Genomic DNA, 12,506 nt, shown 5'->3' on the forward strand with positions numbered 1-12,506 from the left:
TGGGCCATACCGCTCATGGGGCCAAACCGCCGCGGCCGCTTCGCGGATCACGCGTGGTCCGACCACTCATTGCGTTACATGCGATCCGCATCGCAGGGGGTTCTATGAGATCCAACCGCGCCACCGTGCGCGCCGGTGTGAGCCTGGCGGCGACGCTGCCCATGGTCGCCGGCGCGCTCGCGCTCGGCATACCCGCGGCGCACGCCGCGGACCACTCGGGCCGCGGCGCCCTCGCGGGCACCAAGCCCGCGTGGGCGACGGCCAAGGCGGACAAGGGCGCCGCCGCCGACAGCTCCCGGGTCGACGCCCGGGTGTACCTGGCCGGCCGCGACGCCGCCGGCCTCGCGGCGTACGCCAAGGCGGTCGCCGACCCGTCCTCACCCCAGTACGGCAAGTACCTGACCGCCGAGCAGGCGCAGGCCCGTTACGGCGCGACCAAGGCCCAGGTGGCCGCGGTCAGGTCGTGGCTGAAGTCGGCGGGCCTCACGGTCACCTCCGTCACGCCGCACTACATCGCCGTCTCCGGCGATGTCGCCGCCGCCGAGAAGGCGTTCGGCACCCAGCTGCACAACTTCGCCAAGGGCTCGAAGACCTACCGCGCCCCGGCCGCGTCGGCCTCCGTGCCGGCCGAGCTGAAGGGCGCCGTGCTGACCGTCACCGGTCTGGACAACGCCCCGCACAAGGCGAACCACAAGGAGCAGCTGCCGCCGCCGGACGCGGTGTTCAAGAACGCCGGGCCGTTCTCCTCGTACTACGGCTCCACGACCGCGAGCACGCTGCCCTCGGCCTACGGCCAGAAGGTCCCGTACGCCGTCAAGGGCTACACGGGCAAGCAGCTGCGCTCGGCCTACGGCGCCGGCAAGTACACCGGCAAGGGCGTCCGGATCGCGATCACCGACGCGTACGCCTCGCCGACCATCGCCTACGACGCGGCCGACTACGCGAAGCAGAACGGCGACAAGGCCTGGAAGACCAGCCAGCTCCGTCAGGTGCTGCCGGCCGACTACACCAGGACCGAGGAGTGCGGCGCGGCCGGCTGGTACGGCGAGGAGACCCTCGACGTCGAGGCCGTGCACGCCGTCGCGCCCGACGCGAACGTCACCTACGTGGGCGCCGCGTCCTGCTACGACGACGACCTGCTCGACTCACTGAGCAAGATCGTCGACAGCCACCTGGCCGACATCGTCTCCAACTCCTGGGGCGACATCGAGGCCAACCAGACGCCGGACCTGGCCGCCGCCTACGACCAGGTGTTCCAGTTCGGCGCGGTGGAGGGCATCGGCTTCTACTTCTCCTCCGGCGACAACGGCGACGAGGTCGCCAACACCGGTGTCAAGCAGGTCGACACCCCGGCCAACTCGGCGTGGGTGACCGCCGTCGGCGGCACCTCGCTGGCCGTCGGCAAGGGCGACAAGTACCTGTGGGAGACCGGCTGGGGCACCGAGAAGGCCAACCTGTCGGCCGACGGGAAGAGCTGGGCGAACTTCCCGGGCGCCTACACCTCCGGCGCGGGCGGCGGCACCAGCAAGACCGTGCCGCAGCCGTACTACCAGAAGGGCGTCGTGCCCGAGGGGCTGGCCACGGCCAACAACGCGGCCGGCAACCGCGTCGTCCCGGACATCGCGGCGATCGCCGACCCGAACACCGGCTTCCTGGTCGGCCAGACGCAGTCCTTCCCGGACGGCACCCAGCGCTACAGCGAGTACCGCATCGGCGGCACCTCGCTGGCCGCGCCGGTGATCGCGGCCGTGCAGGCCCTCGCCCAGGAGGCCGGCGGCGGCAAGGCGATCGGCTTCGCCAACCCGTCGATCTACTCGAAGTACGGCTCGAAGCTCTACCACGACGTGGTGGACAAGCCGACCGGCAAGGACCTCGCGGTGGCCCGCGTGGACTTCGTCAACGGCATCGACGCCTCCGGCGGTCTGACCTACTCCCTGCGCAGCCTCGGCAAGGACAGCTCGCTCAAGGCCGTCAAGGGCTACGACGACGTGACCGGCGTGGGCTCGCCCGCCACGGGCTACGTCGACTCCTACCGTCGCCACTGACGCACGCACCACCGGCCGTACGGCCCCGGCGCCCGCTTCCTCCTCCGCGAGGGGCGGGCGCCCGCGTGTTCCCCTCCCGAGCCCGCGCCTGGCGGCGGTCGCACGTGTGCCGGGCCACACCCGCGCCGCCGCGCCCGCCCCCCATCGCGTCGCTCTGACGATTACACTGGGCGCGTGCCTCAACTACGTCTCGCCCTGAACCAGATCGACTCCCGCGTCGGCGACCTCGCCGCGAACGCCGAGTCGATCCTCCGCTGGACCCGGCACTCGGCCGAGCAGGGAGCGCATCTCGTCGCGTTCCCGGAGATGGCGCTGACCGGGTACCCCGTCGAGGACCTGGCCCTGAGGTCGTCGTTCGTGACGGCGTCCCGCACCGCGCTGCGCGAGCTGGCCGCCCGCCTCGCCGAGGAGGGCTGCGGCGAGCTGCCGGTCGTCGTCGGCTACCTGGACCGCAGCGAGAGCGCCCAGCCGAAGTACGGCATGCCGGCCGGCGCGCCGCAGAACGCGGCGGCGGTGCTGCACCGCGGCGAGGTGGTGCTGAACTTCGCCAAGCACCACCTGCCGAACTACGGCGTCTTCGACGAGTTCCGCTACTTCGTGCCCGGCGACACCATGCCGGTGCTGCGGGTGCACGGCGTGGACGTCGCCCTCGCCATCTGCGAGGACCTGTGGCAGGACGGCGGCCGGGTCCCGGCGGCGCGCACCGCCCGCGCGGGGCTGCTGCTGTCGGTCAACGCCTCGCCGTACGAGCGGGAGAAGGACGACACCCGCCTGGAGCTGGTCCGCAAGCGGGCCCAGGAGGCCGGCTGCACCACCGCCTACCTGGCCATGACCGGCGGGCAGGACGAGCTGGTCTTCGACGGCGACTCGATCGTCGTCGGCGCGGACGGCGAGGTGATCGCGCGGGCGGCGCAGTTCGAGGAGAGCTGCGTGGTGCTGGACCTGGAGCTGCCGGCCGCCGCCGCGGACGCCCCCTCGGGCGTGGTGGACGACGGGCTGCGCATCGACCGGGTCGTCCTGTCCGAGGAGCCGCTGCCGGCCTACGAGCCGGCGCCGGCCGCCGGATGCGGGGAGCGTCTGGACGACGACGAGGAGGTCTACACGGCGCTGGTCACGGGCCTGCGGGCGTACGTGGTGAAGAACGGCTTCCGGTCGGTGCTGATCGGGCTGTCGGGCGGCATCGACTCCGCGCTGGTCGCGGCGATCGCCTGCGACGCGGTGGGCCCGGAGAACGTGTACGGCGTCTCGATGCCCTCGAAGTACTCCTCGGAGCACTCCAAGGACGACGCGGCGGAGCTGGCCCGGCGCACCGGCCTGAACTTCCGGACGGTGCCGATCGCGCCGATGTTCGACGCGTACATGGACTCGCTCGGGCTGACCGGGCTCGCGGAGGAGAACCTCCAGTCCCGGCTGCGCGGCACGCTGCTGATGGCGCTGTCCAACCAGGAGGGCCACATCGTCCTCGCCCCCGGCAACAAGTCCGAGCTGGCGGTGGGCTACTCGACGCTGTACGGCGACTCGGTGGGGGCGTACGGCCCGATCAAGGACGTCTACAAGACGTCGGTGTTCCGGCTGGCGAAGTGGCGCAACCGGGCGGCGGCCGAGCGCGGCCAGACCCCGCCGATCCCGGAGAACTCCATCTCCAAGCCGCCGAGCGCGGAACTCAGGCCGGGCCAGGTGGACACCGACTCGCTCCCGGACTACCCGGTGCTGGACGCGGTCCTGGAACTGTACGTCGACCGCGACAAGGGCGCCGACGAGATCGTCGCGGCCGGTTACGACCCCGAGCTGGTCGCCCGGACGCTGCGGATGGTGGACACGGCCGAGTACAAGCGCCGCCAGTACCCGCCGGGCACGAAGATCTCCCCCAAGGGCTTCGGCAAGGACCGCCGCCTCCCGATCACGAACGGCTGGCGCGAACACGCGTGACCGCCCCCGCGGCCACAGAACCGCCCCGCCGACGGGGGAAGATCGGCGGGGCTGTTCCGGTGGTGCCGTGGTGGTCCGGTGGGGCGGGGCGGCGGCCCGGTGGGCGGCCGCCCGGTGGTGCGGCGCCCTGAGGGCCGCCCTGGTGGGCGGGGTGCTGAGGGTCCGCCCTAGTGGACGGAGTGCTCCTCCTGCGGGAAGGCGCCGCCGACGACGTCCTCGGCGAAGGACCTGGCCGCGTCGCCCATGATCTGGCGCAGGTCGGCGTACTGCTTGACGAACTTCGGGACGCGGCCGCTCGTGAGGCCGAGCATGTCCGTCCAGACCAGGACCTGCGCGTCGGTCTCCGGGCCGGCGCCGATGCCGACGGTCGGGATGTGCAGGACCCGCGTCACCTCGGCGGCCAGCTCGGCCGGAACCAGTTCGAGGACGACCGCGAAGGCGCCCGCGTCCTGCACCGACTTGGCGTCGCGCAGCAGCTGCTGGGCGGCCTCCTCGCCGCGGCCCTGGACGCGGTAGCCCATGGCGTTGACGGACTGCGGGGTCAGACCGATGTGCGCCATGACCGGGATGCCGGATTCCACCAGGAGCCGGATCTGCTCGTGCGAGCGCTCGCCGCCCTCCAGCTTGACCGCGCCGGCGCCCGCCTCCTTGACCAGCCGGGTGGCCGAGCGCAGCGCCTGCACCGGGCCCTCCTGGTAGGAGCCGAAGGGGAGGTCGGCGACGATCAGGGAGCGCTTGGTGCCGCGGACGACCGCAGCGGACAGCATGGTCATCTCGTCGAGGGTGACGGGCACGGTGGTGTCGTACCCGAGGTGACAGTTGCCGGCGGAGTCGCCGACCAGGATCACCGGGATGCCGGCCTCGTCGAAGACGGAGGCAGTCATCGCGTCGTAGGCGGTGAGCATGGGCCACTTCTCGCCGCGTTCCTTGGCGAGGGCGATGTCGCGGACGGTGATGCGGCGGGTGCCCTTGCCCCCGTACAGCGCCTTGCTGCCGTCGGAGGGCTTGGTGTGGGCAGCCGAAAGCTGCGTCATTGCAACGGCTCCTTCAGTCATCTCGAGGCGCCCTGACGGCGTCCCCGGACTCCCCTCCATGGTGGCACCTCGGCCCGGAGGCGGCCAGAGGGGGTCTGTGTGCGCCGCGTCTCGGGCCTCTCGCCGGCGGTCCCGGCCGGCTCCCGCGCGGGTTCCGGGCGGCTGTCGCGGGCGGTCTTGGCCGGACGTAGCCCGGAAGAGCTCCTTCCGGTACGTCACGGCGCGTAAGTTCTGGGTAAAATACTTCCGATACGAGACGGTCTCGTATCGGAAAGCGCCTAGGCTCGGGGCCATGACTACTCCTGCCGACCACGCCGGGTCCGGCCCACGGATACCGGAGGCGGTGCACCGGCGCCGCTGGGCGATCCTCGGCGTCCTGATGCTGAGCCTGCTGATCGTGGTGCTCGACAACTCGATCCTGAACGTCGCCATCAAGACGATCTCCACCCCTGCCCCGACGGGGCTGGGCGCGACCCAGAGCGAGCTGGAGTGGGCGATCAACGCCTACACGCTCGTCTTCGCGGGTCTGCTGTTCACCGCCGGCCTGATCGGTGACCGGGTGGGCCGCAAGAAGGTCCTGCTCGGCGGTCTCGTCGTGTTCGGCATCGGCTCGGCGCTGGCCGCCGAGTCCGGCTCGCCCGGCCAGCTGATCGCCTTCCGCGCGCTGATGGCGCTGGGCGCCGCGTTCGTCATGCCGGCCACGCTCGCCGTGCTGATGAACGTCTTCGAGCGCGAGGAGCAGCCCAAGGCCATCGGCATCTGGGCCGGCGGCGTGGGTCTGGCCATCGCCATCGGCCCGATCACCGGCGGTCTGCTGCTGGACCACTTCTGGTGGGGCTCGGTCTTCCTCATCAACGTGCCGATCGTGATCCTCGCGCTCGGGCTGATGGTGTGGCTGGTGCCCGACTCCCGCGACCCGCGTCCGGGCCGGCTCGACCCGGTCGGCGTCGTCCTGTCCGTGGTCGGCCTGGTCCTGCTGGTCTACGGCATCATCAAGGGCGGCGAGCTGGCCGACTTCACCGACCCGAAGGTGCTCGCGACGATCATCGCCGGCGTCGTGGTCCTCGCGGCGTTCATCCTGTTCGAGAAGCGCAGCGACCACCCGTCGCTGGACGTGACGTACTTCAAGAACAAGGTCTTCTCGGCCGCCATGGCCGCCATCGCGCTGGTCTTCTTCGCGCTGATGGGCGTGACGTTCTTCTCGGTCTTCTACACCCAGAGCGTGCGCGGCTACTCCCCGCTGGAGTCCGGTCTGCTGATGATCCCGCTGGCCGCCGCGCAGATGATCTTCGCGCCGCGGGCCCGGCTGGTCGTCGACCGGTTCGGCTACAAGGCGACCACCACGGCCGGCCTGGCGTTGCTGGCCGGCATGCTCGGCGCCTTCGCCGCCTTCGACGCGGACACGCCCATCTGGCTGCTGGAGGTCGTGTTCTTCCTGATGGGCGCGGGCATGGCGCACATCATGACGCCGACCAGCGTGGTCATCATGCAGGCCCTGCCGCGGGAGAAGGCCGGTTCGGCGTCCGCGCTGAGCAACACCTTCCGGCAGGTCGGCGGCGCCCTCGGCATCGCCGTCCTCGGCTCGGTGCTCTCCACGGCGTACCGGGACAGCATCGAGGGCAAGCTCGGGATGCTCCCGGCCGGTCTGCGGGACACCGCCGGCGAGTCCATCGAGGCCACCCTGGGCGTCGCCGCGAAGCTCGGCCCGCGCGGACAGGCCCTGGTGGACCCGGCCAACGACGCCTTCCTGCACGCCATGCACGTCACCGCGCTGTGCGGCACCGTGGTCGCGCTGCTCGGCGCGGTCGTGACGGCCGTGTTCCTGCCCGGCAGGCCGCAGCAGCCGCCGCGGCAGGGCGGCGAGGAGGAGCAGGAGCTGGTGGCGGCGATGGACTAGGGCCTCTCGTCCGGATCATGCCGGGCTCGGGGGTTCTGGCACCGCTTCCCCGAGCCCATCGGGCAGGGTCCCACTGCCTGAACGGCGTGCGAGGTGCCCCACGCCGGACCCCGCTCCCTGATCCGGCCTGATCCGGACGGAAGACCCTGGCCGCACGGGGGCACGGGGACGCGGGAGGTCGTCGGGGAGGGGCGAGCACGGGGGCGCAGCGGTCGACGGGGGCGGCCGGCCGGCGGTGGGGGGGACCATCGCCGGTCGCCGGTCACGGTCACCGGGTAGGAGAATTGCCCGGTACGACGAAAGGACGTCTCAAGTGAGTCTCGCCGACAGCCCGGCCTCACCCGCTCCGGAGGCCCCCGCGCGGGGACGCCCCCGCAGCGAGGCGGTGGAACGCGCCATCGTGGAGGGCGTGATGAAGCTGCTGGAGGAGGGCGTGCCGCTCGCCGAACTCTCCATCGAGCGGATCGCCCGGACCGCCGGGGTCGGCAAGGCCACCATCTACCGCCGCTGGAGCGGCAAGGAGGAGCTGTTCGTCGACGTGGTGCGCGCCGCCGAGCCGCCCGATCCGGAACTGCCCGGCACGAGCGTGCGCGACGATCTGGTGGTCCTGCTGGAGCAGTTGCGCATCCGCGGGCTGGCCAGCCGCTCCTCGGCGATCCTGCACAACGTCTACGCACAGATGAAGAGCAGCCCGAAGATCTGGTGCGCCTACCACCAGACGGTGGTGGAACCGCGGCGCAGGCTCCAGATCGAGGTCCTGCGCCGGGGGCAGCAGCGCGGTGAGCTGCGCACGGATCTCGACGTCGAGCTGCTGAACGACGTCTTCGTCGGCCCGATGCTGGTGCGCAGCGTGATGCGCCCGGAGGCCGACCTTCCCGAGGACCTGCCCGAGCAGATCGTGGACGCGCTGCTCGAAGGTCTACGGCCCGTCAGTTCCCCGTCGTAATGTGCACGTTTCGTCACAGACCATGATCACCGCGCGGTAACCGGAACCTCTCGCGCCGACTTGTTCGTCATCGTGCCCGTACGGCCGTCATCGGACGGCGGAACGGAGCCGATCATCCCCTAGGGTCGTAACCCACGGGGTGAACGGTGTGCACGGCAGGCAGTGAGGCGACGGTATGGCGCAGCAGGCGTACATGACGGAGACGGACGACGGCGGCTCGGGGCCCGAGCGCCGGGGGGACCGGCTCCGGCGCCTGGTGCATCGCTTCCTCGCCGCCTGGCGCGGCGACCGGCGGATCTGGCTGCGGGGCATCGTGCTGGCCGTGGTCGCGGTGGCGCTGGCCCTGGTGATGCTGCTGCACTCGCACATCCCGAACCGGATCGGCAACCTCGGCAGTCTCACCGAGACGTTCCTGCCGTGGCTCGGCCTCGCGATCCCCGTGCTGCTGGTGCTGGCGCTGGTGCGCAGGTCGGCGACGGCGCTGCTCGCGGTGGTGCTGCCGGCGGCCGTCTGGCTGAACCTCTTCGGCGGACTGCTGTTCGACAAGTCAGCCGGCGGCGGCGATCTGATGGTGGCCACGCACAACGTCAACGCCGACAATCCGGACCCGTCCGGCACCGCCCGCAAGGTGGCCGCCTCGGGCGCGGACGTACTGGCGCTGGAGGAGCTGAAGGCGTCGGCGGTGCCGGTGTACGAGAAGGCGCTGTCGCCGACGTACCGGTACCACTCGGTGCAGGGCACGGTGGGGCTGTGGAGCAAGTACCCGCTCAGCTCGGTGAAGCCGGTGAACATCCGGCTCGGCTGGACGCGGGCGATGCGGGCCACGGTGGCGACCCCGGAGGGCGCGGTCGCGGTGTACGTGGCGCACATGCCGTCGGTGCGGGTGAAGGTGAACGCCGGGTTCACGGCCTCGCAGCGCGACCAGAGCGCGGACGCGCTGGGCGAGGCGATCGCCGACGAGACGCTGCCGCGGGTGGTGCTGCTGGGCGATCTGAACGGGACGATGAACGACCGTTCGCTCAACGCGGTGACCTCGCAGATGCGTTCGACACAGGGTGCGGTGGGCAACGGCTTCGGGTTCAGCTGGCCGGCGTCGTTCCCGATGGCGCGGATCGACCAGATCATGGTCAAGGGGGTCGAGCCGGAGAGTTCTTGGACGCTGCCGCGCACGGACAGCGACCATCTGCCGGTGGCGGCGCGTGTGAAGGTCACCACATCGGTCACCGGCTCGTAACCCGCTGGAATACGGGACCTGGGAGACTTTGTTCCGCAGCTGAACTTACTGTGGCCACAGCTGCCCGGAACCCACCTCGAAAGGCCCCTTCATGCCCCTGGCCCTGCTCGCCCTCGCCGTGGGCGCCTTCGGCATCGGGACGACCGAGTTCGTGATGATGGGGCTGCTGCCCGATGTCGCGGACGACCTCGGCATCTCGATTCCCACCGCCGGGCACCTGGTCTCGGCGTACGCGCTCGGCGTCGTCATCGGCGCGCCGCTGCTGGCCGCGCTCACCTCGAAACTGTCCCGGCGGCACGTGCTGATCGGCCTGATGGTCCTGTTCGTCGTGGGCAACGCGCTGTCCGCCGTCGCGCCGGGCCACGGCTGGCTGCTGGCCGCCCGCTTCCTGAGCGGTCTGCCGCACGGCGCGTTCTTCGGCGTGGGCGCGGTGGTCGCGACCGGTCTGGTGCCGCCGGAGCGCAAGGCGCGGTCGGTGTCGCTGATGTTCCTCGGGCTCACCGTCGCGAACATCGCGGGGGTGCCCGCCGCGACGCTGATGGGCCAGCACCTGGGCTGGCGGGCCACGTTCCTCGGGGTCTCGGCGATCGGCATCGCGGCGATCGCCGCGCTGGCGCTGCTCATCCCGGCCGACCACGCGGGCGCGGCGCCGGCCGCCGGGCTGCGCGGGGAGCTGGCCGCGCTGCGGCCGCTGCCCGTCTGGCTGGCGCTGCTGACGACGGTGGCGGGCTTCGGGGCGCTGTTCGCGGCGTACAGCTACATCACGCCGATGCTGACGGAGGCGGCGGGCTACGCCGAGGGCAGTGTGACGGTGCTGCTGGCCCTGTTCGGGGTGGGCGCCACCGCCGGCAACCTGCTCGGCGGACGCCTCGCGGACCACTCGCTGCGGGGCACGCTGTTCGGGGGGCTGGGGGCGCTGGCGGTGGTGCTGGCGCTGTTCCCGGTGCTGATGCGGGACGAGTGGGGCGCCGCGGTCGCGGTGGTGCTGCTGGGGACGGCGGCGTTCGTGACCGGGTCGCCGCTGCAGCTGATGGTGATGGAGAAGGCCGCGGCGGCGCCGTCGCTGGCGTCCTCCGCGAACCAGGCGGCGTTCAACCTGGCCAACGCGGGGGGCGCGTGGATCGGCGGCCTGTCCCTGGCCGCCGGGTTCGGGGCGACGTCGCCCGCGGTGGCCGGGGCGGGCCTGGCCGTCCTCGGACTCGGCGTCGCCGGGGCGGCGTACGCGGTGGACCGGCGCAGGGTGAGCGCGCCGACGGGGCGCGTGGTGGTGAGTCACCTGCCGGAGGAGACGAGGGTGCGGGGGCTGGTGGACTGAGGGGCGGGCGGTGGTCGTCCGCGCTCCGGCGGACCGGGACCGTTCCTCCCCCCTTCCGCGCCGTGTGTCCGCGGGCGGCGACCCGACCGCACCCCCACCCCCGGACCCACGACCCCGTAGCCGCACCACCGAGCCGCCGGACCACCACCGAGCCACTCCCTGTCGGCGGGATGTCGGCTGCGCCCCCCGTTTGTAGGCACCGTGTCGGACGTTTGTCGGTGGGAGGTGGAAGTCTCTTCGGCATGACGCGAAACGACGACATCCCCACCGGCGGACGCGCCGCCGTGACCGTACGGGGGCTGGTCAAGCACTACGGCGAGACCAAGGCACTGGACGGCGTCGACCTGGACGTGCGCGAGGGCACCGTGATGGGTGTCCTCGGCCCGAACGGCGCCGGCAAGACCACCCTCGTACGCATCCTGTCCACCCTGATCACCCCCGACGCCGGCCAGGCGACGGTCGCCGGCTACGACGTGGTCCGCCAGCCCCGCCAGCTGCGCCGGGTCATCGGCCTCACCGGCCAGTACGCCTCGGTGGACGAGAAGCTCCCCGGCTGGGAGAACCTCTACATGATCGGCCGCCTGCTCGACCTGCCCCGCAAGCAGGCCCGCGCCCGCGCCGACGAACTCCTGGAGCGCTTCTCCCTCACCGAGGCCGCCCGCCGCCCGGCGAGCACGTACTCCGGCGGCATGCGCCGCCGCCTCGACCTCGCCGCCTCCATGATCGGCCACCCCGCCGTCCTCTACCTGGACGAGCCCACCACCGGCCTCGACCCCCGCACCCGCAACGAGGTGTGGGACGAGGTCAAGGCGATGGTCGGCGAGGGCGTCACGGTCCTGCTCACCACCCAGTACATGGAGGAGGCCGAACAGCTCGCCTCCGAGCTGACGGTGGTGGACCGCGGCAAGGTCATCGCGAACGGCGGCATCGAGGAGCTCAAGGCGAAGGTCGGCGGCCGCACCCTGCGGGTACGCCCGGCCGACCCGCTGGAGCTGCGCCCCCTCGCCGCGATGCTGGACGAACTCGGCATCACCGGCCTCGCGACCACCACCATCGACGCCGAGCGCGGCTCCCTGCTGGTGCCGATCCTCAACGACGAGCAGCTGACCGCCGTGGTCGGCGCCGTCACCGCGCGCGGCATCACGATCTCGTCCATCACGACCGAACTGCCCAGCCTGGACGAGGTCTTCCTGTCCCTCACCGGCCACCGCGCCGGTGTCCCCCAGGACGCCCGGCCCGTCGCCCCCGAGGAGGTCGCCGTATGAGCGCCGTCACCGCACCCGCCGCCACCGATGTGCAGGCGGACGCCCGGATCACGCTGCGCGGCCATCTGCGGCACACCGGCGCGCTGGTCCGCCGCAACCTGCTCTGGATCCGCCAGGACCCGGAGTCGATGTTCGACGCGCTGCTCATGCCGATCGTCTTCACCCTGCTGTTCGTGTACGTCTTCGGCGGCTCGATCGGCATGGCGCTCGGCGGCGGCCAGGAACGCTATGTGCAGTACGTGATCCCGGGCATGCTGGCGATGATGAGCATGACCCTGTCGCAGGGCGTGGGCACCGGCTTCAGCCAGGACTTCAACAGCGGTGTCATGGACCGCTTCCGCTCGCTGCCGATCGGCCGCGGCTCGGTCCTGTTCGCGAAGATCGCGGTCGAGCTGGCGCGGATGCTGTTCTCCACGGTCATCCTGATGATCGTCGCCGTGCTGGTCGGCTTCCACATCACCCACTGGATGGGCCTCGTCGCGACCATGGGCCTGTCCGCGCTGTTCGCCTCGTCCATCATGTGGATCTTCCTGACGCTCGGCGTGGTGCTGAAGAACGCCCAGTCGGTGCAGGCGATGGGCTTCCTGGTGCTGTTCCCGCTCCAGTTCGGTTCGTCGATCTTCGCGCCGACCAACTCGATGCCGGGCTGGCTCCAGCACTTCACCGACTACAACCCGCTCTCGACGCTGGCCGACTCGGCCCGCGCGCTGATGTCGGGCGGTGCGGTGGGCCACAGCGTGTGGGTGACCGTGGCCTGGTCGGTGGCGATCACTGTGGTCATGGCGCCGGTGGCGATCCACAAGTTCCGCACCAAGAGCTGACCCGGCCGTGTGGCCGGGCC

General features: G+C 71.7%; 9 protein-coding genes. 8 read left to right on the plus strand and 1 reads right to left on the minus strand.

Annotation, left to right across the window (positions count from 1 at the left end; all coding sequences use genetic code 11):
- Nucleotides 1-104: 104 nt before the first annotated feature.
- The gene (locus AB0N63_RS06265) at nt 105-2,045 is read left to right on the plus strand and encodes a S53 family peptidase (RefSeq protein ID WP_365524862.1); all 1,941 of its coding nucleotides are present in this window, start codon (nt 105-107) and stop codon (nt 2,043-2,045) included.
- Between the two features lie 174 nt (nt 2,046-2,219).
- Nucleotides 2,220-3,974, plus strand: a complete 1,755-nt coding sequence (locus AB0N63_RS06270; protein ID WP_365524865.1) for an NAD+ synthase — start codon at nt 2,220-2,222, stop codon at nt 3,972-3,974.
- Between the two features lie 167 nt (nt 3,975-4,141).
- Here AB0N63_RS06270 and panB read toward each other — a convergent pair whose 3' ends face one another.
- On the minus strand, nt 4,142-5,008 hold the full coding sequence (panB, locus tag AB0N63_RS06275; RefSeq protein WP_365524868.1) for a 3-methyl-2-oxobutanoate hydroxymethyltransferase: 867 nt from the start codon (nt 5,006-5,008) through the stop codon (nt 4,142-4,144).
- Between the two features lie 292 nt (nt 5,009-5,300).
- Here panB and AB0N63_RS06280 point away from each other — a divergent pair, with 292 nt between their 5' ends.
- From AB0N63_RS06280 to AB0N63_RS06305, 6 genes are all read left to right on the plus strand, one after another.
- A complete protein-coding gene (locus tag AB0N63_RS06280) occupies nt 5,301-6,905 on the plus strand; it encodes an MFS transporter (protein ID WP_365524871.1) in 1,605 nt (534 codons plus the stop codon).
- Between the two features lie 313 nt (nt 6,906-7,218).
- The gene (locus AB0N63_RS06285; protein ID WP_365524874.1) at nt 7,219-7,851 is read left to right on the plus strand and encodes a TetR/AcrR family transcriptional regulator; all 633 of its coding nucleotides are present in this window, start codon (nt 7,219-7,221) and stop codon (nt 7,849-7,851) included.
- Between the two features lie 175 nt (nt 7,852-8,026).
- On the plus strand, nt 8,027-9,085 hold the full coding sequence (locus AB0N63_RS06290) for an endonuclease/exonuclease/phosphatase family protein (RefSeq protein WP_365524877.1): 1,059 nt from the start codon (nt 8,027-8,029) through the stop codon (nt 9,083-9,085).
- Between the two features lie 91 nt (nt 9,086-9,176).
- Nucleotides 9,177-10,400 (plus strand): MFS transporter, encoded by a 1,224-nt coding sequence (locus AB0N63_RS06295; RefSeq protein ID WP_365524880.1) that lies wholly within the window; start codon nt 9,177-9,179, stop codon nt 10,398-10,400.
- Between the two features lie 242 nt (nt 10,401-10,642).
- Nucleotides 10,643-11,665, plus strand: a complete 1,023-nt coding sequence (locus AB0N63_RS06300) for an ATP-binding cassette domain-containing protein (RefSeq protein ID WP_365524883.1) — start codon at nt 10,643-10,645, stop codon at nt 11,663-11,665.
- The gene (locus tag AB0N63_RS06305) at nt 11,662-12,486 is read left to right on the plus strand and encodes an ABC transporter permease (protein WP_365524886.1); all 825 of its coding nucleotides are present in this window, start codon (nt 11,662-11,664) and stop codon (nt 12,484-12,486) included. Before AB0N63_RS06300 ends, AB0N63_RS06305 begins: the two co-directional genes overlap by 4 nt.
- The last annotated feature ends 20 nt before the right edge of the window (nt 12,487-12,506 follow it).

Origin of the sequence: Streptomyces sp. NPDC093260 (assembly GCF_040683715.1) — a bacterium.
Classification (GTDB): domain Bacteria; phylum Actinomycetota; class Actinomycetes; order Streptomycetales; family Streptomycetaceae; genus Streptomyces; species Streptomyces sennicomposti.

What these genes read in the sequence shown, in the direction of transcription:
- AB0N63_RS06305 (WP_365524886.1), top strand. Translation starts at nt 11,662, where the DNA reads ATGAGCGCCGTCACCGCACCCGCCGCCACCGATGTGCAGGCGGACGCC.
- AB0N63_RS06290 (WP_365524877.1), top strand. Translation starts at nt 8,027, where the DNA reads ATGGCGCAGCAGGCGTACATGACGGAGACGGACGACGGCGGCTCGGGG.
- AB0N63_RS06295 (WP_365524880.1), top strand. Translation starts at nt 9,177, where the DNA reads ATGCCCCTGGCCCTGCTCGCCCTCGCCGTGGGCGCCTTCGGCATCGGG.
- AB0N63_RS06280 (WP_365524871.1), top strand. Translation starts at nt 5,301, where the DNA reads ATGACTACTCCTGCCGACCACGCCGGGTCCGGCCCACGGATACCGGAG.
- panB (WP_365524868.1), bottom strand. Translation starts at nt 5,008, where the DNA reads ATGACGCAGCTTTCGGCTGCCCACACCAAGCCCTCCGACGGCAGCAAG.
- AB0N63_RS06300 (WP_365524883.1), top strand. Translation starts at nt 10,643, where the DNA reads ATGACGCGAAACGACGACATCCCCACCGGCGGACGCGCCGCCGTGACC.
- AB0N63_RS06265 (WP_365524862.1), top strand. Translation starts at nt 105, where the DNA reads ATGAGATCCAACCGCGCCACCGTGCGCGCCGGTGTGAGCCTGGCGGCG.